Here is a 23,079-nt window from a genome sequence, read left to right on the forward strand (position 1 = left end):
GCCTCAGCCGCGCGCGGCGCCCAGCCGAGAGCGGGCGCTCGGTGTTCGAGCGGGTCGTCGCCGAGGCCGGGCGTGGCCGACTGGCGCTGGTCACGGACGAGCCCGGCCGTCTGGCTGAGGCGTTCCCGACGCCGCCGCTCGTGTTCGACGCCGGCCGTGAGCGGTGGGACCTGCATGCCGCCCTGGCGGTGGCCGGGCGGTTCGACGTGGTCGTCCTGGACGTCGCGAATCCCACGGCCCGCGTCCGGATGATCCCCGACCTCCTCTTCCATGCACGGGCCGGTGGCCGCCTCGTGGTGCCTGACGCGGCCCGTCGCCCCGAGGCCGCGGCGGGCGCGCCTGCGCCGGCCGTGGACGCCACGTCCAGCCCCTTCCTCTTCGTCGCGGCGGTGACCGACCCGGGGTCAGGGATCGCTCCCCGGCCGTTCGGCCTGCGGCCGGTCGACATCACGTCCCTGCGCTCGGCCATGGCGTCCGTCGAGTTCGTCGACGGACACCTCGTGATCACCAACGGCCATGACGTGCACGCGAAGCTCAACGAGCAGGCCGCCAACACCGTGATCGCGGCCACCGGTCGCGGGCGCGTCCTCGACAGCCGGCCCGGCGTCACGTGGCGTCCGACAGCAGAGCTCCGGGAGAGCGAGTCCGACCTCGGAGGCTTCTGGCAGCGGGAGTACGCCGCCCCGGACCTCTACCTGCGCGAGTACGACGACGTGCTGTGCCTCCCGGGCCAGGTGGCGGTGATCGATCACTTCCTGCTCCCGGACACCTACCGCCACATCGGGCGCCCGCGCCTGGGCAACCAGTACGCCCCGGAGCGGGCGCCGTTGTTCGCCGTACCCAAGGACAAGCGCCCGGCGCGCAAGGTCCTCAACGGCCCTCACTTCTTCTGGGACTCCGAGTTCCGAGGCCACTTCGGCCATGCGGTGACCGAGCAGCTCTCCCGGATGTGGGCCTTCCAGCGGGCCCGGGAGATCCATCCCGGCCTGAAGGTCGTGATGGCCAAGAACAAGCACCGTGAGCTGGCGGACTTCGAGGTCGACCTCCTCGGCAGGTTCGGTGTCGCCCGCGAGGACCTGGTGTTCGAGTACGAGCCGGTGCGGGTCGAGAAGCTGATCGCGGCAACGCCGATGTTCTCGCAGCCCAACTACATCCATCCGGGCATCACGGAGGTCTGGGACCACCTCGGGGCCTCGCTCGCCGCCGACGCTCCTGACCGCGCCTATCCCGAACGCTTCTTCGTCTCCCGGCGTCACGGCAAGCGGAGCTGCCGCAACGGCGCCGAGGTGGAGGCACTCTTCGCCGCGCAGGGTTTCGAGATCGTGTACCCCGAGGACTACAGCCTGGCCGAGCAGGCGCGGCTGTTCCGTGAGGCGAAGGTGATCGGCGGGTACGCCGGCAGCGGGCTCTTCAACGCGATGCTGGCTCTCGAGCCGAAGCACCTGATCATGGTCTCCTCGGAGTCCTACACCGCCGAGAACGAATGGATGATCGCGGCGGCCCGCAACCACCGGATCGACGTCGCCTGGTGCGTCGCCGAGATCCCCGCTCCGCGTGGTGCGTACGTCGTCAAGGCGTTCCACTCGCCGTACACCTTCGACCACGAGCGTGAGGGCCGGTTCCTCGCGCAGGTGTTCGCCGAGCTCTGAGCACCCCGGGTCGCCCGGGGTGTGACTCGTCCCACGGCCCGGACCTGTTCTCAGTGCCGTCGCGTGCGCGTACCGTTGTCTCGTCCCGGAACCCCGGGAAGCAGATACGTGAGCACAACGTCCGGTACCCACCCCGGCTCCGCCCGAGAGGGAGGAGTGGTCGGAGGGACGGGAACGAAAGGTTCTCAGATGTCCCACAAGTTCCGCGTGGGTGTGATCGGCGCTGGCCGCGTCGGTGCCGTCCTCGCTGCGGGTCTGCACGCCGCCGGTCACCACGTCGTGTCCGCTGCCGGCGAGTCCGACGCTTCGCGTCGCCGCGCTGCCGAGCTGCTGCCCGGCGTACCGCTGCACAAGCCGAGCGACGTCGCGCGCGACGCCGACCTGCTGCTGCTGACCGTGCCCGACGACATGCTCCCCAACGTGGTGCAGGTCCTCGCCGCGAGCGGCGCCCTCCGAGCGGGGCAGTACGTCGCCCACACCTCCGGTCGCCACGGTCTCGCCGTGCTCGCGCCGGCCGCCGAGATCGGCGCGCACGTGATCGCCCTGCACCCCGCCATGACCTTCACCGGCACCGTCGTCGACCTCGAGCGCCTGCACGGCTGCGTCTTCGGCCTGACCGCCGGTCCCGAGGAGCGTCAGGTCGCCGAGTCCCTCGTCGCCGACCTCGGTGGACGCCCGACCTGGGTGCCCGAGGAGATGCGCACGCTGTACCACGCGGGTCTCGCCCACGGCGCCAACCACCTCGTCACCCTGGTGAGCGAGGCGATGGGCATGCTCGCCGCTGCCGGTGTGGACGACCCGTCCGGCACGCTGCGCCCGCTGCTCGACGCCGCCCTCGACAACGCGCTCGCCCACGGCGACGCCGCCCTGACCGGCCCGATCGTGCGCGGCGACGTGCAGACCGTTGCGGCCCACCTGGCCGACATCTCGCGCAACGCGCCCGACACCCTGCCGTCGTACGTCGCGATGGCCTGGGCCACGCTCGACCGGGCCGTCACCGATGGCCGGCTGATCCCGATCCAGGCACTGAAGATCGCGGACGTGCTGGGCGCCTACGGCAACCGGCCGGCCGGGTACACCGCTTCCTTCCTCGGCGGCGCACGACGAGCCAACGAGGCCGACCAGGCATGACCGCAACCGTCATGCCGGCTGTCGCGCGCAGCCGGGCAGACCTCGCCGGCCTGCTCTCGTCGGGCCGGACTCCGGTCGTGCTGGTGCCGACCATGGGCGCCCTGCACGAGGGACACGCGACCCTGATGCGCGCCGCTCGTGAGCGCGCCGGCGTCGACGGCGTCGTCGTGGTCTCGATCTTCGTCAACCCCTTGCAGTTCGGCGCGGGCGAGGACCTCGACCGCTACCCGCGCACGTTCGACACCGACCTCGAGATGGCGGCCACCGAGGGCGTCGACGTCGTCTTCGCGCCGGTCGTCGCCGAGCTGTACCCCGACGGCGTGCCGCACGAGGGCGAGCCGTCCCAGGCCGTCACCGTTCAGCCCGGCCCGCTCGGCGACGTCCTCGACGGCGCCAGCCGGCCCGGCCACTTCCGGGGTGTGCTCACCGTGGTCGCCAAGCTGTTCGGGCTGGTCCGTCCCGACCTCGCTGTCTTCGGCGAGAAGGACTACCAGCAGCTGACCCTGATCCGGCGGATGGTCTCCGACCTCTGCCTGGGCATCGAGATCGTCGGTGCCCCCACTGATCGCGAGGCCGACGGGCTGGCCCGGTCCAGCCGCAACCGTTACCTCGACGAGGAGCAGCGCCAGCAAGCTGCCACGTTGAGCCGTGCGCTGCGCGCGGCCCAGGGTCGGGCGTCGTACGGCGTCGCGGCGGCCCGCTGGGCAGCCATGAGCGTCATCAAGGAGGAGCCGGGCGTCGAGCTCGACTACCTCGCGCTCACCGATCCGGGTCTGGGCGAGCTGCCCGACTTCCCGGAAGCCGGCACCGAGGGCCGGATCCTCGTGGCAGCCAGGGTCGGCACGACCCGGCTCATCGACAACATGACCCTGCAGTTCTAGCCAGCCAGTCTCCAAGCCGATTCCAGGGGGAATCCCATGCTGCGCACCATGATGAAGAGCAAGATCCACCGCGCGACCGTCACCCAGGCCGACCTGCACTACGTCGGCTCCGTCACCGTCGACGAGGACCTGCTCGACGCGGCTGACCTGCTGGCCGGCGAGCTCGTGCACATCGTCGACATCGACAACGGTGCTCGCCTCGAGACCTACACGATCGCCGGCGAGCGGGGCTCGGGGATCATCGGCATCAACGGCGCCGCCGCCCGCCTCGTGCACCCCGGAGACCTGGTCATCCTCATCGGTTACGGCCAGATGACGACCGAGGAGGCCAAGGAGTTCAAGCCGAGCGTCGTCTTCGTCGACGCCGACAACAAGATCATGGCCACCGGCTTCGACCCGGCAGAGACCTTCGGCGACCCGAGCCTCGAGCGCGGCGACGTCACCGCGGCGCGCTGACGCGGCTGCGGATCAGTAGCCTGCTGGGATGCCTGACCACGTGCCCGCCGCAGTACGACGCCTTCCGGGCCGGCTGAACGCCCCCGGCCCCGGCTGGTCCACTCGCGCCGATGTCGTCATCGTCGGGTCCGGCATCGCCGGACTGACCGCTGCGCTGCGCCTGCGTGGGCAGGTCGACAAGATCCTCGTGGTCACCAAGGACGTGCTCGCGGCAGGTTCGACCCAATGGGCGCAGGGCGGCATCGCCGCGGCGCTCGGACCGGGTGACACCCCCGAGGAGCACGAGGTCGACACCCTGGTCGCCGGCGCGGGCGCGTGTGACCTGGACGCTGTCCGGGCGCTGGTCAACGAAGGCCCCGAGGCCGTGCGCGAGCTGATCGCGCTCGGCACCAACTTCGACCACACCGATGACGGCGAGCTGTCGCTGACCCGGGAGGGCGGCCACCACCGCGACCGGATCGCGCACGCCGGCGGCGACGCCACGGGCGCGGAGATCCAGCGCGCCCTGATCGCCGCGATCGAGGCGGCCCCCGACATCGAGGTCATCCAGCACGCGCTGGCCGTCGACCTGCTGCTCGGCGCGGACGAGAACGGCGTGAGCGGCGTCGCGGGCCTGACCCTGCACGTCATCGGCGAGGGCGAGCGCGACGGCGTCGGTGCCGTCCAGTGCCGTGCTGTCGTCCTGGCCAGTGGTGGGCTCGGTCAGGTGTTCTCCCAGACCACGAATCCGTCCGTCGCCACCGGTGACGGCATGGCGCTGGCCCTGCGCGCCGGCGCGACGCTGCGCGACCTGGAGTTCGTGCAGTTCCACCCGACCGTGATGTACCTCGGGCCTGAGTCCCGCGGCCAGCAGCCGCTCATCTCCGAAGCCGTGCGCGGCGAGGGCGCCTTCCTGGTCGACGGCCCGCCGGAAGAGGGCGGCAACCGCTTCATGCAGGGTGTCCACGAGCTGGCCGACCTCGCCCCGCGCGACGTCGTCGCCAAGGCGATCATGAAGCGGATGATCGAGACCGGCCGCCCGCACATGTGGCTCGACGCCCGCCACCTCGGCGCCGAGTTCTGGGAGAAGCGGTTCCCGACGATCCTGGCGACCGCCCGCTCCCACGGCGTCGACCCCGTCAACGCGCTGATCCCCGTCGCGCCCGCCTGCCACTACGCGTCCGGTGGTGTCCGGACCGACCTGCACGGTCGTACCGACCTCCCCGGGCTCTACGCCACGGGCGAGGTCGCCTGCTCCGGCGTGCACGGCGCCAACCGGCTCGCGTCCAACTCGCTGCTCGAGGGCCTGGTCTTCTCGCGGCGGATCGCCGAGGTCCTGCCCGCAGAGCTCGCCCCCTGGCGTGAGCCGGCCGAGGACCGCCGTACGGCAGGACTCGTCGCGGGTGACGTACGCCGTGAGCTGCAGGAGGCGATGTCCTCGAAGGTGGGCGTCCTGCGTACGGCGCCCGGCCTCGCCGAGGCAGGTGCCGTGCTCGACAAGCTGGCTGGCCACACGGCCGACGTCGTCGGTCAGGCCGCGTGGGAGGCGACCAACCTGGTCACGATCAGCGCGGCCCTCACCGACGCCGCCGCGCTGCGCGAGGAGACCCGCGGCTCGCACTGGCGCGAGGACTTCCCCGAGCGGGACGACGCCCACTGGGCCGGCCACTTCGACGTCCGGATGACCGACGGGGTGACCACGGTGGCGTTCGTCGCCTCCCCGGCCACCGACGGCACGCTCGACGGGGGCAACGCGTGATCGCCCGGACGTCGTACGACGCCCTGCCGGCCTCGCTCGTCGAGGAGATCGCCGCCGCCGGGCTCGACCCGAAGGCGATCCACGAGCACGTCGCGCTGGCCTTCGAGGAGGACCTGCCCGGTGGCGCCGACGACGTCACCAGCGCCGCGATGCCCGACATGGGCCGCGCGGTCGCCGACTTCGTCGCTCGCGAGCCCGGGGTCGTGGCCGGCCTCGCGATCGCGGAGCTGGCGTTCGTCTACGCCCTCGGTGACACGGTGGAGCTGAGCGGCCGCGTGGCCGACGGCACCCGAGTGGTCCCCGGCGACGTCGTCCTCACGGTGGCAGGCCCCGTCCAGGGCGTCCTGACCGCCGAGCGCACCGCCCTCAACTTCGCCTCGCACCTGTCCGGCGTCGCCACCGCGACTGCCGCGTGGGTCGATGCACTCGCCGGCACGAGCGCGCGGGTGCTCGACACCCGCAAGACGCTGCCCGGCTGGCGTGCGCTGCAGAAGTACGCCGTCGCCTGCGGCGGCGGGGTCAACCACCGGTTCAGCCTCGTCGACCGCGCCATGGTCAAGGACAACCACGCCGTCGCCGCGGGTGGCGTCGTTCCTGCCTACCGGGCTGTCGTGGCAGCCAACCCCGGCCTCCGCGTGGAGGTCGAGGTGATGGACCTCGACGAGCTGCGCGACGTGCTCGCCGCGGGCTGCACCGAGGTGCTTCTCGACAACATGAGCACTGCTGACATGGCCGAGGCGGTCCGGATCAACCGGGCGGCCGGCGGCAACGCCACCCTCGAGGCGTCGGGCGGGCTGACCCTCGAACGTGCCCGCGAGGTCGCGGAGACGGGCGTCGACTTCATCTCCGTCGGCGCGCTGACCCACTCGGTCAACGTCTTCGACCTCGGCCTGGACTTCCGGACCGGTTAGCCCCATGTCCCTGCTCGCCGCCGACATCGGCAACGCCCACACCGTCCTCGGCCTGCTCGAGGACGGCGACGTGGTTGCCGACTGGCGGGTGTCGACCGACGAGCGCCGTACGGCCGACGAGTGGTCGGTGCTGATCCGCGGCCTGCTCGGCGACCTCGAGCAGGACGTCACCGGGATCGTGGTGTGCTCGACGGTCCCGGCCGGTCTCAATGCGTGGCGCGAGATGCTGGCCGCGCATTTCCCCGACGTGGCGCAGGTGATTGTCGAACCCGGTATTCGCACCGGAGTTCCGATCATGGTCGACAATCCGCGCGAAGTCGGTACGGACCGCATCATCAATGCGCTTTCCGCCGCCGCCGATTATTCGGGTCCGGCCATCGTGGTCGACTTCGGCGGCACGGCCACGACTTTCGACGTCGTCGATGCCCAGGGCCGGTACGTCGGCGGGGCGATCACGCCCGGAATCGAGATCTCGCTCGACGCCTTGAGCCGCGGCGGGGCGCAGCTGCGGATGGTCGAGCTCGTGCGTCCCCGCGGTGTGATCGGCAAGAACACCGTCGAGGCACTCCAGTCCGGCATGGTGTTCGGCGTCGCCAGCCAGGTGGAAGGCATGGTCGGGCGCCTCATTGCCGCGCTGGGGTGCGCGACCGACGACGTGGCGGTGATTGCGACCGGGCACCTCGCGCCACTCGTCTTCGAAGAATGTCGCTGTTTCACCGACCATTCCCCGTGGCTGACCTTGCGCGGCCTGGAAAAGGTGTTCCTCCGCAATCAACGATAGGCGGCGTTGATTCCGGTATCCGCAGTCCTGTGCTTTGATTCCTTGCAACGGAACTCGTGAATACGAGTTGTTTCGAGATATTGCAAATGAATGAGGAGTTCCCGCGATGGCGCAGAAGGTCAGCATCACCCTGGTCGATGACATTGACGGCACCGAGGCGAGCCAGACGGTCGTCTTCGGCCTCGACGGCACCAGCTACGAGATCGACCTGAACGACAAGAACGCCGACGCGCTGCGCGAGGCGCTGGCGACCTACGTCGGCCACGGCCGCAAGGTCGGCCGCGCGGCTCGCCGCGGAGCCCGGGCCGCGGCCTCGTCGGACGCCGGAGCGTCTGCCAAGGAGATCCGCGAGTGGGCCCGCTCCAACGGGTTCAAGGTCCCCGAGCGCGGTCGGATCCCCGCCGACGTACGCGAGGCGTTCGACTCAGCGAACTGAGGCCTGTTCGCTGTCAGCGGACTGGAAAGGAACGCCAACACGGAACGCGTAGGCTGTTCGAAGGGTTGTATCCCTTGAACAACCCTGTGACGTGTGAGGAGCGTGCTGATGTTCGAGCGGTTCACTGACCGAGCCCGCCGGGTGGTCGTGTTGGCCCAGGAGGAGGCCCGCATGCTCTCCCACAACTACATCGGGACCGAGCACATCCTGCTCGGCCTGATCCACGAAGGCGAGGGCGTCGCCGCGAAGGCGCTGGAGTCCCTCGACATCTCGCTGGAAGCCGTGCGCGCCCAGGTCGAGGAGATCATCGGCCAGGGCCAGCAGGCGCCGTCGGGCCACATTCCCTTCACGCCCCGCGCGAAGAAGGTGCTCGAGCTGTCCCTGCGCGAGGCGCTGCAGCTCGGCCACTCCTACATCGGGACCGAGCACATCCTGCTCGGCCTGATCCGCGAGGGCGAGGGCGTGGCCGCCCAGGTCCTGCAGAAGCTCGGCGCCGACCTCAACCGGGTCCGCCAGCAGGTCATCCAGCTGCTGTCCGGTTTCCAGGGCAAGGAGAGCGGCGCGTCCGCTTCGGCCTCGGGAAGCACCAGCGGTGGGGAGACCCCGTCGTCCTCGCTGGTCCTGGACCAGTTCGGCCGCAACCTGACCCAGGACGCCCGTGAGGGCAAGCTGGACCCGATCATCGGCCGCGGGCCGCAGATCGAGCGGGTCATGCAGGTGCTGTCGCGTCGTACCAAGAACAACCCTGTCCTCATCGGCGAGCCCGGTGTCGGCAAGACCTCGATCGTCGAGGGTCTCGCCCAGGACATCGTCAAGGGCAACGTGCCGGAGACGCTGAAGGACAAGCAGATCTACACCCTCGACCTGGGTGCGCTCGTCGCCGGTTCCCGCTACCGCGGTGACTTCGAGGAGCGGTTGAAGAAGGTCCTCAAGGAGATCCGCACCCGCGGTGACATCGTGCTGTTCATCGACGAGATCCACACCCTCGTCGGTGCCGGTGCGGCCGAGGGCGCGATCGACGCGGCAAGCATCCTCAAGCCGATGCTGGCCCGTGGCGAGCTGCAGACCATCGGAGCGACCACCCTCGACGAGTACCGCAAGTACCTCGAGAAGGACGCCGCGCTCGAGCGCCGCTTCCAGCCGATCCAGGTCCCCGAGCCGTCGGTCGCCGACACCATCGAGATGCTCAAGGGCATCCGGGACCGCTACGAAGCGCACCACCGGGTGACGATCACCGACCTGGCGCTCGTCTCGGCCGCGACCCTGGCCGACCGCTACATCTCCGACCGGTTCCTCCCGGACAAGGCCATCGACCTGATCGACGAAGCCGGCTCGCGCCTGCGGATCCGCCGGATGACGGCCCCCGCCGACCTGCGTGAGTACGACGACAAGATCAATGACGTGCGCCAGCGCAAGGAGGGCGCCATCGACGGCCAGGACTTCGAGGCGGCCGCGCGTCTGCGCGACGAGGAGAAGCAGCTGATCCTGGCCAAGTCCGACCGCGAGAAGCAGTGGCGCTCCGGTGACATGGACGAGGTGGCCGAGGTCGACGAGGAGCTGATCGCCGAGGTGCTGGCGGTCGCGACCGGCATCCCGATCATCAAGCTCTCCGAGGAGGAGTCCACGCGACTGCTCAAGATGGAGGACGAGCTCCACAAGCGGGTCATCGGCCAGGAAGAGGCCGTGCGCGCGCTGAGCCGGGCGATCCGTCGTACCCGGGCCGGCCTGAAGGACCCCAAGCGTCCCGGTGGCTCGTTCATCTTCGCCGGTCCGTCCGGTGTCGGTAAGACGTGGCTGTCCAAGACGCTCGCCGAGTTCCTCTTCGGCGACGAGGACGCGCTGATCCAGCTCGACATGTCGGAGTTCAGCGAGAAGCACACCGTCTCGCGGCTCTTCGGTTCGCCTCCCGGCTACGTCGGTTACGAAGAGGGTGGCCAGCTCACCGAGAAGGTGCGCCGCAAGCCGTTCTCCGTGGTCCTGTTCGACGAGGTCGAGAAGGCCCACCCCGACATCTTCAACTCGCTGTTGCAGATCCTGGAGGAAGGTCGCCTGACCGACTCCCAGGGCCGGGTCGTGGACTTCAAGAACACCGTCATCATCATGACCACCAACCTCGGTACGAAGGACATCAACAAGTCCGTCAACCTCGGCTTCCAGCAGGGCAACGACGCCGCGGGCTCCTACGAGCGGATGAAGAACAAGGTCCAGGACGAGCTCAAGCAGCACTTCCGTCCCGAGTTCCTCAACCGCGTCGACGAGATCATCGTCTTCCCGCCGTTGTCGCAGGCGCAGATCGTGGCGATGGTCGACAACATGATCGCGTCGGTCGAGCTCCGGCTCAAGGACCGCGACATGCAGCTCGAGCTGACCCAGGCGGCGAAGAACCTGCTCGCCACCCGGGGCTTCGACCCGGTGCTGGGCGCGCGGCCCCTGCGTCGCACGATCCAGCGCGAGATCGAGGACACCCTCGCCGAGAAGATGCTCTTCGGCGAGGTCGGCCCCGGCCAGATCGTGCTCGTCGGTGTCGACGGCGACGGCCCGGACGCGTCCTTCACGTTCGAGGGCCAGAAGGTCAACAGCGTGCCGGACATGCCGCCGCTCGAGACGGTCTCCGAGCCGTCGGGTGACGTCGCGGAGCTGTCCGGCGACGCCGACCCGCTCGCCAGCAACGAGTAGCACCTTTCGCTGATCCGCCCCGGCCCGTCATCGACGGGCCGGGGCGGTTCTGCTTTGATCGGTTGATGGCAAGCATTCCTGATTACCGCTGGGGCACGGAGAACGCGGTGGTCCAGGGCGTGGCCGTCCGGGTCGCCTCCAGCAAGGCCGGGTCGTTCGTGATCCGCAAGCTGATGCCGCTGGACCGCAAGGTCCTGCTGCGCAGCCGCGGGCGCCGTACGGTGCTCGGGCCGATCGGCCTGCCCACGTTGCTGCTGGAGACCGTCGGCCGCAAGTCGGGCCAGAAGCGGCTGAGCCCGCTGCTCTACGCCCGCGACGAGGGTGAATCGGTGATCGTGGTCGGTTCGAACTTCGGCCAGGCGCACCACCCCGCCTGGACCGGCAACCTGCTGGCCCAGCCCGAGGCGCGCGTCATCAGCGGCGGCACGGAGATCCCGGTGGTCGCCGCTCTCCTCGAGGGAGCCGAGGCGGACGCCGGGTGGCAGAAGATGGTCGATCTGGCCGGCAACTACGCCGTCTACAAGACCCGCACCGATCGGGAGATCCGGGTCTTCCGCCTGACGCCTTCCTGACCTCCAAGGGGATAGTCCCTGGCCAAAAGCACCGGAATTCCGCGTTCCGCGGTGCTTTTGGCCCGGGACTATCCCGATCAGGGGAGGGCGTAGTGGCCGTCGGGGGAGCGCACGAGCAGGCCGTCGGCGAGCAGTGAGGCGAGCGCGCGTTCGCGTTGCACCGGCTCGTCCCAGGCCGCGTCCAGTCGCGCCTTGGGGACGGCGCCCGGGGCATCGCGCAGCACGGCGAGCAGCCGGCCGCGGCACTGGCGGTCGGTGCCGGCGTAGCCCTGCACCGGCCGCGGCGGTCCGTCGTACGGCGGCGCGCCGGCCTGCTGCCAGGCACACGCGTCACGCACCGGACAGTCGGCGCAACGCGGGCGATCGGCAGTGCACACCAGCGCGCCCAGCTCCATCACCGCCACCGACCAGGTGGCGGCGCTCGGCGCATCCTCCGGCAGCAGGGCTGCGCCGAGGTCGCGCTCGGCACGGTTCACCGACCGCGCGGGGAACTCCACGCCGGTGACCGTGCGCGCCAGCACCCGGCGCACGTTCGTGTCGAGCACCACCTGCCGTTGCCCGTAGGCGAACGCGGCGACGGCCGCTGCGGTGTAGTCCCCGACGCCGGGCAGGGCCAGCAGGTCGTCGTACGACGCCGGCACGACGCCGCCGTGGTGTTCAGTGATCGCGACAGCCGCCGCGTGCAGGCGCAGGGCTCGCCGGGGATAGCCGAGTCGTCCCCAGGCCCGGACCGCCTCGCCGGAAACGTCCGCCGCGAGTGCCGCCGGAGTGGGCCAGCGATCCAGCCAGGCGGCGTGGACGGGGAGCACCCGGACCACGGGCGTCTGCTGGAGCATGAACTCGCTGACCAGCACGGACCAGGCGGAGGCCTCGGGGCGGCGCCACGGCAGGTCGCGGGCGTGCTCGTCGTACCACCGCAGGATCGGAGTGACCAGGCGCTCGCCTGGGTCCACAGGGCTTGTCGTCATCGCAGACCCATTGTGACTTCGGCCCTGTCCGGCGGGTCAGCCGGGATCGCGGTGCGCGGCTGACTACCGTCGGACGCATGTCGTCGCAGCGCCGTCCTTCCAGCGCCCGCGGCCGGACCACCCGCGGGCCGCTGCCCGCCGACGTCTACTGGCGCCGGCGTCTCTTCGTCGGCACCGTCGCGTTCTCGCTCGTCTTCGTGATCGCCCGCTGGCTCACCGGCGGCAGTGACGGATCCTCCGACGAGACGCCCGTCGCCGAGCAGGCCGGCGCCCAGGTGTCGGCGACCCGGACCGTGACCGCTGGCGACGACGCCGCGACGGAAGCCGCCTCCCCGGGGGCCACGGCCTCACCGACCCTGGCTGCGCCCGAGGGCACCTGCGACGCCGCCGACATCGCGGTCACGCCGTCGGTGACAGCAGGGCAGGTCGCGGGCGAGGACGTCACCCTCACCCTGTCGTTGCAGACCCTCACCTCCGAGGCCTGCACCTGGCAGGTCTCCAGCAAGAGCGTCACCGTCCGGATCGCCCAGGGCGGCGAGGAGATCTGGACGACCCGCCAGTGCGGAAAGGTCGTGCCGTCCCAGTCCGTCGTCGTACGACGCGCGGTGGCCACCGTCGTCACGATGGCGTGGAATGCCCGCGAGTCGAACCAGGGCTGCACCAGGCGCACCGAGTGGGTGCTGCCCGGTGACTTCACCATCGCGGCCGCCGCGCTCGGTGGGGAGCCCGCGGAGGCGGACTTCAGCCTCGTCGGGCCGGGCACGAAGACGGTCGAGGTGGAGCCGAGCACCGAGCCGGCCTCGTCCGACAACCCGCAGTGGGAACCTGCCGGTTAGACGTACCGCTCGAGGATCGTCGACTCGGCCAGCCGGCTGAGACCCTCGCGGACGCTGCGGGCACGCAGCTCCCCGACGCCCTCGACCGCCTGCAGGTCGTCGATCCCGGCGGACAGCAGCTTCTGCAGGGTGCCGAAGTGGTCGACCAGGCCCTCCACGACGTTCGTGGGGAGCCGCGGGACCTTCGTGAGCAGCCGGTAGCCCCGCGGTGCCACGGCGCCGTCGAGGTGCTCGCCGGTGCCGATGCCGAGCACCTTCGAGACGGCGGACGGGTCGACCAGGTCGGTCGCCGACAGCGCCTCGAGCTTGGAGAGCAGCTCGTTCGGGTCCCGGCTGCGGCGACGGGAGGGGACGTAGTCGCGGATCACGAGCTCACGCTCGGTGTCGACGCCGGTGATCAGCTCCTCGAGCTGCAGGGCCAGGAGGCGGCCATCGGTGCCCAGCTCGAGGACGTAGTCCTCGATCTCACGGGCGATCCGGGTGACCATCTCCAGACGCTGGGCCACGACGGCGACGTCGCGGACGGTGACGAGGTCCTCGATCTCCAGGGCCGACAGGGTGCTCGACACCTCGTCGAGGCGCAGCTTGTAGCGCTCCAGCGTCGCCAGCGCCTGGTTGGCGCGGGACAGGATCTGACCGGAGTCCTCGAGCACGTGGCGTACGTCGCCGACGTAGGCGGCGATGATCTGCATGGACTGCGACACCGAGATGACGGGTCGGCCGGTCTGCTTGGCGACCCGGTCGGCGGTCCGGTGCCGGGTGCCGGTCTCCTCCGACGGGATGCTGTGGTCGGGCATCAGGTGCACCGCGGCCCGGATGATCCGGGTGAGGTCGCTGTCGACGATGATCGCGCCGTCCATCTTGGCCAGCTCGCGCAGGCCGGTGGCGGTGAACGGGACGTCGAGCTCGAAGCCACCGGTGCACAGCGTCTCGACGAGCTTGTCCTGACCGAGCACGATCAGCGCACCGGTGCGGCCGCGCAGGATGCGCTCGAGGCCGTCACGAAGCGGCGTGCCCGGGGCGATCAGTGCGAGGGTCTCGCGCAGTCGGGGATCGGCCGACGTGATCACGAGGGCTCCTCCCTGCGGTGCGGGCCTGACGACGATGGAACGGGGACGACACCACCTTATCCATCACCACCCCCCAAGGTGCGGTGCTTTATCGGGGACGGGACTGTTCAGTCGGCCGCTTCGAGGACTTCCAGGGCGTGCTTGGTACGACGGTCGAGGTGCAGCAGGCGCAGGGCGGTCGCGACGTCGGGGGCCTCCACGACCCGCATCCCTTCGACCATCCGATCAGTGCTGGCGCGGCGGACGCCTTGCGCGGCCCCCGGATCGGCGGGCACGACGGCCATCTCGAAGCCGAGCCGGGCGGCTTCGGCCAGCCGCAGCGGCAGGTCGCGCACCCGGCGCAGCTCACCGGACAGCCCGATCTCGCCCATCGCCACGACCCCGGCCGGTGGCGCGCTGACGAAGGTCGCCGAGGCGACGGCGACCGCGACGGCCAGGTCGCTGCCGGGATCGGTGAGCCGGGCGCCGCCGACCGTCGAGGCGAACACGTCGTGTTGGTGGAGCTTGATCCCGCAGTGCTGCTGGAGCACGGCGAGCACCATGGCCAGGCGTGAACCGTCGAGCCCGGACGTCGTACGACGGGGGCGCTCGGCCGGCGAGACGGTCACCAGCGCCTGCACCTCCGCGAGCAGCGGTCGGCGGCCCTCCATGGTGACGGCCACGCAGGTGCCGGCGACGCGTCCGTGGTGGCGCTCGGTGAAGATGCCGGTCGGGTCGTCGACGGCGCGGATGCCGTCGGGACCGAGGTCGAAGCAACCGACCTCGTCGACCGGACCGAAGCGGTTCTTGACCGCGCGCAGCATCCGGAAGCGGGAGTCACGGTCACCCTCGAAGTGCAGGACGACGTCGACGAGGTGCTCCAGCACGCGGGGCCCCGCGATCCCGCCGTCCTTGGTGACGTGGCCGATCATCACGACCGTGATGTCGCGGCTCTTCGCCATCCGCACCAGCGCCTGGGCGACCTCCTTCACCTGGGTGACACCACCGGAGACGCCGTCGACCTCGGAGGCACTGATCGTCTGCACGGAGTCGATCACCACCATCTTGGGCCGGACCTGCTCGATGTGGGTGAGGACGGCGCCGAGGTCGGTCTCGGCGGCGAGGTAGAGCTCGTCGTGGATCGCCCCGGTGCGGTCGGCGCGCAGCCGCACCTGGGCCGGCGACTCCTCGCCGGTGATGTAGAGCGTGCGCTGCGAGCGCTGGGCCGTGCGAGCGGCCACCTCGAGCAGCAGTGTCGACTTGCCGACGCCGGGCTCGCCGGCCAGCAGCACCGCGGCGCCCGGCACCAGGCCGCCACCGAGCACCCGGTCCAGCTCGGGCACGCCCGAGAGATGGTGCACGGCCGTGTCGGCCGAGATCTGGCCGATCGGCACTGCGGCGGAGGTCACGGGTGAAGCCGTCGTACGGCTGGTGGCGGCGCCGGCGGTCGCCACCTCGGAGACCGAGCCCCACGCCTGGCACTCGCCGCACCGGCCCACCCACTTCGCCGTGGACCAGCCGCACTCGCCGCATCGGTAAGTCGAACGTACTTTCGAACCAGCCATGTTCCAGACGTTAGGACATGCCTCCGACACGACGCGGCAGGCACGCCCGGCGGTGCATGGGATCATGGGCCGGTGGACATCCCTCGGCTCCCGGCGACCCTCGCCGACGTCGCCGAACGGGCTGGCGTGTCCCGGCAGACCGTCTCCAACGCGATCAACAGCCCCGACCTGCTGCGGGCCGACACCCTCGAGCGGGTCCGGGCGGTCATCGACGAGCTCGGCTACACCCCCAACCAGGCCGCGCGACAGCTCCGCACCCGCTCCTCGCGGCTGATCGGCCTGCGGTTGACGCCTCCGCAGGAGTTCACCGCGAACATGGCGATGGACCGGTTCGTGCGCAGCCTGGTCGAGGCGTCGCGGGTGGTCGGCTACCACGTGCTGCTGCTCTCGACCGGCCCCGTCGTCGAAGGGTCCCGGCCCGACGCGATGGCCGGGTACGACGACCTGCTCCGCTCCACGGCCGTCGACGCCTTCGTCGTCACCGACACCTACCTCGGCAACCAGCAGACCGTCGGACTGGCCGAGCGGCGCGCGCCGTTCGTCGCGTTCGGGCGGCCCTGGGACGACCCGGGCGCCACCCACCCCTGGGTCGACGTCGACGGCGCGGCGGGTGTGCAGGCCGCCACCGACCACGTCCGCGACCTCGGCCACGAGCGGGTCGCCTGGGTCGGTTGGGTCCCCGGATCCAGGCTGGGTGACGACAGGCGATCAGGTTGGCACCGGGCCATGGCCGCGCACGGACTCTCGACCTCGGGCCTTGAGGCCGCCGTCGAGGACACCGTCGAAGCGGGCCGTCAGGCGGCTGCAGAACTGCTCGACGCGGTCGGCCCGTCGGCCTTCATCTGCGCTTCGGACACTCTCGCCGTGGGCGTCCTGCAGGCGCTCGCGGATCGTGGGGAGTTCGCCGGTCGCGACGTCGCGGTCGTCGGGTTCGACGACTCGCAGGTCGCGCAGGTGCTGGGGCTGACGTCGGTCCGACAGCCGCTGGAGCAGGTGGCCGTGGAGCTGGTCGACGCGCTCACGGGCCTGCTCGGTGCCACCGGGTACGACGCCGCCGGGGTCCTGCTCGCGCCGACGCTCGCCGTTCGGCGTACGACCTCGGGCTGAGCAGAATTTCCTGTCCCGTGAGGGGCGACAAGGACGCTGTGCGGGTGTGAGGATGTCGACGCAGCAATCCTGCATCCCACTCGGAAGGAACACCCATGTCCTCAGGTGTCAATCGGCGACGCCGCGTCGCCGCCCTCACGGTCGCGACCGGCCTCACCTTGGCCGGTCTCGCCGCGTTCGGATCCGGTGCCAGCGCCGCACCGACCGGTGCTCTCGACGGACCGCCGTCCACCCCGGTCCCGATCAGCACGCCCGACGGCGTGGTGTCGGCGTACCTGCTCAACACGAAGATCGTGAACCCCGGCCAGGTCCGTCTGGTCGAGCGAGCGGTCCGCGCAGCGGATGGCGTCGTCGTCCAGACCTGGCCGCAGATCGGTGTCATCGTCGCCCACAGCGACCAGGCCGACTTCCGCGACCAGGTCCGTGCGCTGGCGGGCCACGCGCTCGAGTCCGTCGGTGCCACCCGCACCGTGCCGGTGCTGGAGGGCACGCCCGAAGGTGTCCCTGCTCCGTGGGGACCGGGCAACGGCCAGATCGGCAGGAGCAGCACGGCTGATCGCAGCGAGGACAACACCGGCGCCGAGGCGACCCTCGCCGTCGCGCCCGATCCGCGTGAGTCCGAGCAGTGGGACCTCGCCATGATCAAGGCCGACCAGGCGCACGAGATCACCGATGGTTCGAGGGACGTCGTGGTCGGCGTCCTCGACAGCGGCATCGACCCCGACCACCCGGACCTCGCGGCCAACATCGACGTCGAGGACTCGGTCAACTGCACCGACGCCGGCCGGCCGGACACCTCGGCAACCGGTTGGTACCCGACCACCAGCGACCACGGCACCCACGTCGCCGGCACGATCGGCGCCGCCCGCAACGGCACCGGCATCGTCGGTGTCGCCCCCGGCGTGAGGATGGCGTCCGTGAAGGTCGTCAGCGACGAGGGCTTCATCTATCCCGAGTTCGCGGTCTGCGGCTTCGTCTGGGCCGGCCAGCACGGCATGGACGTCACCAACAACAGCTACTACGTCGACCCGTTCCAGTTCTACTGCGAGGACCAGGCCGACCAGTACGCCGCCAAGGAAGCCGTACGACGCGCCGTGACCTGGTCCACCGGCAAGGGCGTCGTGCACGCCGCCGCGGCCGGCAACTCGTCGTACGACCTGGCGAACAAGACGACCGACGACACCAGCCCGGACGACAGCACCCCGATCCTGCGGACCCTCAACAGCGAGTGCGACGACATCCCGACCGAGCTGGACGGCGTCGTCACCGTCTCGTCGCTGGAGCGCTTCCCGACGACGGGCCTCGAGAACCGCCTCTCGGGCTTCAGCAACCGTGGCCTCGGTGTCATCGACGTCGCTGCGCCCGGCTCGCGCATCCTGTCGACCGTCGTCACCAACAACGGCTACGGCCTGAAGTCCGGTACGTCGATGGCCTCACCGCACGTCGCGGGGGTCCTGGCGCTGATGAAGTCGGTGCACCCTGACTGGTCGCCGGCCCAGATGATCGAGAAGCTGCGCGTCCAGGCCGACGACCACGCCTGTGTCGTCGCGACCGCCGGTGCGCCGTGCGTGGGCACCGACCAGGACAACAGCTACTACGGAGAGGGCGTCGTCGACGCACTCGACGCTGTCCAGTGATGGTCAGTGAGTGCGTGACCAGAGGTTGACCGCGTAGTCGACCTCGAGGCCCTCGTGATGGGTCAGGATCTCGTCCGCAATGTCGGGCTTGAACTCGATCCGCACGACGGCCTCGAGGTCGGCACGCTTCTCGAAGCGCCAACCCATGTCGACCCGGTCGAGCGTCCAGCCCCGGATGCTCCAGAACCGCTCGGTGTCGGCAGGGGAGTCCAGGTGCGGGTAGCCCCGCCGGAACCAGGCGCCGAAGGTGGAGCGGGACCCGTCGTTGTCGATGACCAGTGCCGTCCCGCCGGGGCGCAGCACCCGGTCGAGCTCGACGAGCCCGGGCTCGCAGCCGCGTCCGAAGAAGTAGGCCCAGCGCGCGTGGACGACGTCGACCGACGAGTCCGGCAACGGGATCGCCTGTGCGGTGCCGGAGAGCACCACGGCGTTGGTGACGTCGCGCGAGCGGAGTCGCCGTTCGGCCAACCGGATCAGGCCCGGGTGCGGTTCGACGCCGACGACCCTCGCGGCGGTCGCGGCGAAACGGGGCAGGTGGAAGCCGGAGCCACAGCCCAGGTCGAGCACGACGCGACCGGACCAGTCAGCCCGAGCCTCCATGGCCGACCAGAGTCGACCGTCGGGGTCGGCGGCGTGGTTCTCGAGCTCGTAGGTGGCCGTGTGGTGCCAGATGTTCGGGCTCGGGATGGTGCCCGGGGGTTTCGAGGCTCGCTGCGCTCGCACCTCAACCACCGGGAAGTCGCTCAGATCCTTACGATGCCGTTCGGGGTCAGCACCTGGGCCGCGAGGATGCCGGGGGTGCCGTGCGGGGCGACCCACTCGACCTTGACGTCCTCGAGCGGAGCCTCGACGGTCTCGCCGAGCCACTCGCTGACCCGCTGCGGGTCACCGGCGATCTCGATGCCCGCGAGGGACACGGTGCCATCGGCGCCCGCGGACGGGTGCAGCTCGGCCGGGACGTCCCAGTTGATGAAGAAGGGGAGCTGCGGGTCCGCGATCAGGCCGTTGATGCCGATCTGCTGCCACTTCAGCGAGGTGCCGTCGGGGCGGTGCCGCGAACCGGGAGCTGCGGAGCGACCGAGGCGCTGCTCGACGACCGAGATGTCCGGGACCGCGACGGCCCAGCCGAGCCAGCCGCCACCGAGGGCGGAGCGGGCCTTGACGGCCTGGCCGAACGGCGCCTTGTCGGACGCCGGGTGGTCGAGGGCCTGGACGATCTCGAGGTAGATGCCGTCGGCCAGCGGAAGGATCATGTTGACCGTGCCGAAGCGGGGGTGGACACCACCATCGACGAACTCACGCCCGAGTGCTGCTCCGAGCCGCGCAGCGGTGCTCTCGAGTCCGTCGGGCCCTGCTGCGTAGGAGAGATGGTCGAGGCGCATGTCAGACATTCTGAACTTCGCCTGAGAGAGCGAAACCGGCGGGGTCCGGGTTTCTTGATGTCGAGAGGTGGTCGTCACGCCGGGTGGGGTGACCGAACAAGGTCAGCGCGGGTCAGCCGGATGCAGCGCGAGCGCCGATCGCGAGCGCAGGTGCGCCTCGCAGTGGCGGACCAGCTCGTCGTACCCCTTGCGGCCCATCAGGGCGACCAGCTCGGCCTCGTTGGAGACGTAGACCGGCTCCAGGGCCACGTGGGCCTCGGTGTTGCCCGAGCAGTACCAGTCGAGGTCGTGGCCTCCGGGACCCCAGCCGCGGCGGTCGTACTCGCTGATGCAGACCTCCGTGTACGACGACCCGTCCATCCGCTCGACCTCGCGGAAGGTGCGCCGGATGGGCAGCTGCCAGCAGACGTCCGGCTTGGTCTCGAGCGGGTTGCGGCCCTGGTCCAGTGCCAGGCCGTGGAGCGCGCATCCCGCTCCAGCGTGGAAATTCTCGCGATTCGCGAACACGCAGGAGCTCTGGCCGTCGACCTTGTGGGCGCGCGTCTTGCGCTCGCCGTCGTCGTCCTTCTCCACCCAGTCCTTGCGCTTCACCGGGCGGCCCGGGTGGTGCTGCCACTGCTCGGGGGTGAGCTGCTCGACGAAGCCGGCGACCCGCTCCTCGTCCTCCTTGTCGGCGAAGTGCGCGCCGAGGGTGCAGCAGCCGACGTCGGGGGAGTCGGCGTAGATGCCGGCGCAACCATTGCCGAAGATGCAGGTGTACGACGAGGTGAGCCAGGTCAGGTCACACCGCAGGACCTCGGTCTCGTCGGCGGGGTTGGTGAACTCCACCCACGCGCGGGGAAAGTCGAGCGGGACCTCAGGCATCCGCCCAATCTAGAGGACTTCCGGTGGTTCTCCGCGCCGCGACGAGTACCTTGGACGCATGCGGCTGGGCGTCCTCGACATCGGTTCCAACACCGGTCATCTCCTCGTGGTCGACGCACACGACGGTGCCGCGCCGCTGCCGGCGTACTCCTACAAGGAGCCGCTGCGCCTGGCCGAGCACCTCGACGAGTCGGGCGACGTGTCGCAGACCGGGATCGACGCGCTCGCCGCGTTCACGGCGCAGGCCGTGCGCGTTGCCGAGGAGAAGGGTTGCGAGGAGATGCTCTCCTTCGCCACCTCCGCGGTGCGCGACGCCGGCAACTCCGAGGCCGTGCTCGCACACGTCGAGCAGCAGACCGGCGTGCGGATCGCCGTACTCCCGGGGGAGGACGAGGCGCGCCTCACCTTCCTGGCCGTACGACGGTGGTTCGGCTGGTCGGCGGGGCGACTCGCTGTCTTCGACATCGGCGGCGGCTCCCTCGAGATCGCGGCCGGTTCCGACGAACGCCCGACCGTTGCTTGGTCCCTGCCGCTGGGCGCTGCCCGGCTGGCGCGCGCCGACTTCGCGCTTGCTCCGGACGAGGAGCAGCTGCGCCAGATCCGGCGACGCATCCGCTCCGAGATCGCTCGCGACGCGGGCCACCTGCTGCGGGCCGGCACCACCCACCGCGCGGCCGCGACCTCGAAGACGTTCCGCTCGCTGGCGAGGATCTGCGGTTCGGCCCCGTCGGGGGACGGCCCGCTCGTGCCGCGCTCGCTGCCGCTGGCCGAGCTGCGCCACTGGATCCCGAAGCTGGTGGCGATGACGCCCGAGGAGCTGGCCGAGCTTCCCGGCGTCTCGCCGAGCCGCACCCACCAGATCGTCCCGGGGGCGCTGGTCGCCGAGGCGTGCATGGACATCTTCGACCTCGCCGAGCTGGAGATCTGCCCGTGGGCGCTGCGTGAAGGCGTGATCCTGGAGCGCATCGACAAGCTCGGCGTGGCCGACGGACCGTGACGGTCCCGGCGAACCGCCCTCGGATCGGACTGTCCACCAGTTCGGTCTATCCCGAGTCGACCGCACACGGCTTCGCCTACGCCGCCAGCGTCGGTTACGAGGCGGTCGAGGTGATGGTGGGGATCGACGCCCTCTCCCAGCAGGTGAGTGCGGTCAAGCACCTCTCCGACCACCACCAGATGCCGATCAGCGCGATCCATGCGCCCTGCCTGCTGTTCACGCAGGCGGTCTGGGGCGTCGAGCCCTGGGGCAAGCTGGAGCGCTCTGCTGCGATGGCGCGCGAGGTGGGTGCCGAGGTCGTCGTCGTGCACCCGCCGTTCCGGTGGCAGAAGGAGTACGCCCGCGACTTCGTCAACGGGATCGCCGCCCTCGAGGAGTCGACGGGTATCGCGTTCGCGGTGGAGAACATGTACCCGTGGCGTGCGTCCCGCCGCCAGATGGAGATGTACCTCCCCGGTTGGGATCCGTCGGCGGAGCCCTATGCCAACACCACGATCGACCTCTCCCACGCGTCGATCGCGCGCTCCGACCCGATCGCGATGGCCGAGCGGCTCGGCCCCCGGTTGCGCCACATCCACCTGACGGACGGCACCGACTCCGCGAAGGACGAGCACCTCGTGCCCGGCCGCGGTGACATCGGCGCGGCGGCGTTCCTCGAGCACCTGGCCACCACCGGCTTCGCGGGGGAGGTCATCCTCGAGATCAACACGCGGCGCTGCACGACCCGCGAGGAACGCGAGGCCGACCTGCTCGAGTCCCTCGAGTTCGCCAAGCAGCACCTGACGGCGAAGACGAAGTCGCCGGACGCATGAGCGCCCCGGCCCGCGGGCGTCGGCGCGGCAGCCCCGACACGCGCGCCGCGATCCTGACGTCCGCGCGCGAACGGTTCGCTGCCGTCGGCTTCAGCGGTACGACGATCCGGGCCGTCGCGGGCGACGCCGGTGTGGACCCGGCGCTGGTTCACCACTACTTCGGCTCCAAGGACGACCTGTTCGTCGCCGCCCTCGAGCTGCCGGTCGATCCGCGGCAGGTCATCGCCGAGCGGATCGCTGCCGGTGCTCCCGATCACGGTCCCGGTGAGCGCATCCTGCGGGCGATCCTGGGGGTGTGGGACGACCCGTCGCTGCAACCCGGGCTCCTCGCCGTCGTACGACGTCTGCTCGAGCCGGGCGGCGACCGCCTGGTCCGCGACGGCTTCCTGCCGGTGGTCCTCGAACCCGTCGGCGCGCTGCTCGGGGTGCAGGACGCGGCCACGCGGATGCCGCTCGCCGCGAGCCAGGTGATCGGGGTGATCCTGATGCGCTACGTCGTCCTGGTGGAGCCCCTTGCGTCAATGCCGATCGAGCAGGTCGTGGCGATCTACGCGCCGGCGCTGGACGGGTTCCTCACGGGCCCGTTGCCCCTTGCGCCGCCGCTCCCGTGAGCGCATTATTCAACGTATGG

At 70.7% G+C, this 23,079-nt stretch carries 22 protein-coding genes; 16 read left to right on the plus strand and 6 right to left on the minus strand.

Annotated elements, in window-relative coordinates; all coding sequences use genetic code 11:
- The first annotated feature begins 41 nt into the window (after positions 1-41).
- The 10 genes from ASD84_RS22100 (at position 42) to ASD84_RS22145 (ending at position 11,231) form a co-directional block, all read left to right on the plus strand.
- Entirely contained in the window at positions 42-1,649 is a 1,608-nt protein-coding gene (locus ASD84_RS22100; RefSeq protein WP_056715691.1) for a glycosyltransferase family 61 protein, read from the plus strand.
- 189 nt (positions 1,650-1,838) lie between these two features.
- The gene (locus ASD84_RS22105; protein ID WP_082573962.1) at positions 1,839-2,780 is read left to right on the plus strand and encodes a Rossmann-like and DUF2520 domain-containing protein; all 942 of its coding nucleotides are present in this window, start codon (positions 1,839-1,841) and stop codon (positions 2,778-2,780) included.
- The gene (gene panC, locus ASD84_RS22110) at positions 2,777-3,661 is read left to right on the plus strand and encodes a pantoate--beta-alanine ligase (protein ID WP_056715695.1); all 885 of its coding nucleotides are present in this window, start codon (positions 2,777-2,779) and stop codon (positions 3,659-3,661) included. Before ASD84_RS22105 ends, panC begins: the two co-directional genes overlap by 4 nt.
- Before the next feature lie 36 nt (positions 3,662-3,697).
- On the plus strand, positions 3,698-4,117 hold the full coding sequence (gene panD / locus ASD84_RS22115) for an aspartate 1-decarboxylase (RefSeq protein WP_056715699.1): 420 nt from the start codon (positions 3,698-3,700) through the stop codon (positions 4,115-4,117).
- Positions 4,118-4,145: 28 nt separating this feature from the next.
- Positions 4,146-5,855, plus strand: a complete 1,710-nt coding sequence (locus tag ASD84_RS22120) for an L-aspartate oxidase (RefSeq protein WP_056715703.1) — start codon at positions 4,146-4,148, stop codon at positions 5,853-5,855.
- Positions 5,852-6,766, plus strand: a complete 915-nt coding sequence (gene nadC / locus ASD84_RS22125; RefSeq protein ID WP_235531202.1) for a carboxylating nicotinate-nucleotide diphosphorylase — start codon at positions 5,852-5,854, stop codon at positions 6,764-6,766. Before ASD84_RS22120 ends, nadC begins: the two co-directional genes overlap by 4 nt.
- Before the next feature lie 4 nt (positions 6,767-6,770).
- Entirely contained in the window at positions 6,771-7,547 is a 777-nt protein-coding gene (locus ASD84_RS22130) for a type III pantothenate kinase (protein ID WP_056715705.1), read from the plus strand.
- 106 nt (positions 7,548-7,653) lie between these two features.
- A complete protein-coding gene (locus ASD84_RS22135; RefSeq protein WP_056715709.1) occupies positions 7,654-7,983 on the plus strand; it encodes a histone-like nucleoid-structuring protein Lsr2 in 330 nt (109 codons plus the stop codon).
- A 108-nt stretch (positions 7,984-8,091) separates the two neighbouring features.
- Positions 8,092-10,659, plus strand: a complete 2,568-nt coding sequence (locus tag ASD84_RS22140; RefSeq protein ID WP_056715711.1) for an ATP-dependent Clp protease ATP-binding subunit — start codon at positions 8,092-8,094, stop codon at positions 10,657-10,659.
- Positions 10,660-10,724: 65 nt separating this feature from the next.
- A complete protein-coding gene (locus ASD84_RS22145; RefSeq protein WP_056715715.1) occupies positions 10,725-11,231 on the plus strand; it encodes a nitroreductase family deazaflavin-dependent oxidoreductase in 507 nt (168 codons plus the stop codon).
- A gap of 77 nt (positions 11,232-11,308) precedes the next feature.
- Here ASD84_RS22145 and ASD84_RS22150 read toward each other — a convergent pair whose 3' ends face one another.
- Positions 11,309-12,199, minus strand: coding sequence for an A/G-specific adenine glycosylase (locus ASD84_RS22150; protein ID WP_056715719.1), 891 nt, complete (start codon positions 12,197-12,199; stop codon positions 11,309-11,311).
- Between the two features lie 77 nt (positions 12,200-12,276).
- Between ASD84_RS22150 and ASD84_RS22155 the strand changes: the two genes are divergently transcribed.
- A complete protein-coding gene (locus tag ASD84_RS22155) occupies positions 12,277-13,035 on the plus strand; it encodes a hypothetical protein (RefSeq protein WP_056715722.1) in 759 nt (252 codons plus the stop codon).
- Here the strand turns inward: ASD84_RS22155 and disA are convergent.
- Both disA and radA read right to left on the minus strand, forming a co-directional pair.
- Complete coding sequence (disA, locus tag ASD84_RS22160; protein ID WP_414858607.1) at positions 13,032-14,102, minus strand: DNA integrity scanning diadenylate cyclase DisA; 1,071 nt, start codon at positions 14,100-14,102, stop codon at positions 13,032-13,034. The two genes, ASD84_RS22155 and disA, sit on opposite strands and share 4 nt — an antisense overlap.
- Positions 14,103-14,212: 110 nt before the next feature.
- Complete coding sequence (gene radA, locus ASD84_RS22165; RefSeq protein WP_056715728.1) at positions 14,213-15,649, minus strand: DNA repair protein RadA; 1,437 nt, start codon at positions 15,647-15,649, stop codon at positions 14,213-14,215.
- A 72-nt stretch (positions 15,650-15,721) separates the two neighbouring features.
- Here radA and ASD84_RS22170 point away from each other — a divergent pair, with 72 nt between their 5' ends.
- Positions 15,722-16,756, plus strand: coding sequence for a LacI family DNA-binding transcriptional regulator (locus ASD84_RS22170; RefSeq protein WP_056715730.1), 1,035 nt, complete (start codon positions 15,722-15,724; stop codon positions 16,754-16,756).
- A gap of 95 nt (positions 16,757-16,851) precedes the next feature.
- Positions 16,852-18,393, plus strand: coding sequence for a S8 family peptidase (locus tag ASD84_RS22175; RefSeq protein WP_056715734.1), 1,542 nt, complete (start codon positions 16,852-16,854; stop codon positions 18,391-18,393).
- A 3-nt stretch (positions 18,394-18,396) separates the two neighbouring features.
- Here the strand turns inward: ASD84_RS22175 and ASD84_RS22180 are convergent, their stop codons facing one another.
- The 3 genes from ASD84_RS22180 to ASD84_RS22190 form a co-directional block, all read right to left on the minus strand.
- Positions 18,397-19,125 carry a class I SAM-dependent methyltransferase gene (locus tag ASD84_RS22180; RefSeq protein WP_235531203.1) on the minus strand — a complete coding sequence of 243 codons (729 nt, stop codon included), beginning with the start codon at positions 19,123-19,125 and terminating at the stop codon, positions 18,397-18,399.
- Positions 19,126-19,136: 11 nt separating this feature from the next.
- Complete coding sequence (locus tag ASD84_RS22185; RefSeq protein ID WP_056715736.1) at positions 19,137-19,775, minus strand: VOC family protein; 639 nt, start codon at positions 19,773-19,775, stop codon at positions 19,137-19,139.
- A 102-nt stretch (positions 19,776-19,877) separates the two neighbouring features.
- On the minus strand, positions 19,878-20,639 hold the full coding sequence (locus ASD84_RS22190) for a hypothetical protein (RefSeq protein ID WP_056715740.1): 762 nt from the start codon (positions 20,637-20,639) through the stop codon (positions 19,878-19,880).
- A 58-nt stretch (positions 20,640-20,697) separates the two neighbouring features.
- On the opposite strand from ASD84_RS22190, the gene ASD84_RS22195 reads away from it, so the two are divergent.
- The 3 genes from ASD84_RS22195 to ASD84_RS22205 are packed head-to-tail and all read left to right on the plus strand — an operon-like array spanning position 20,698 to position 23,059.
- Positions 20,698-21,636 carry an exopolyphosphatase gene (locus ASD84_RS22195; RefSeq protein WP_056715743.1) on the plus strand — a complete coding sequence of 313 codons (939 nt, stop codon included), beginning with the start codon at positions 20,698-20,700 and terminating at the stop codon, positions 21,634-21,636.
- The gene (locus ASD84_RS22200; protein WP_056715746.1) at positions 21,633-22,448 is read left to right on the plus strand and encodes a sugar phosphate isomerase/epimerase family protein; all 816 of its coding nucleotides are present in this window, start codon (positions 21,633-21,635) and stop codon (positions 22,446-22,448) included. Before ASD84_RS22195 ends, ASD84_RS22200 begins: the two co-directional genes overlap by 4 nt.
- The gene (locus tag ASD84_RS22205; RefSeq protein ID WP_056715748.1) at positions 22,445-23,059 is read left to right on the plus strand and encodes a TetR/AcrR family transcriptional regulator; all 615 of its coding nucleotides are present in this window, start codon (positions 22,445-22,447) and stop codon (positions 23,057-23,059) included. The genes ASD84_RS22200 and ASD84_RS22205 overlap by 4 nt, the downstream gene beginning before the upstream one ends.
- Positions 23,060-23,079 lie beyond the last annotated feature (20 nt).

Source organism: Nocardioides sp. Root682, from assembly GCF_001427795.1.
Lineage (GTDB): Bacteria > Actinomycetota > Actinomycetes > Propionibacteriales > Nocardioidaceae > Nocardioides.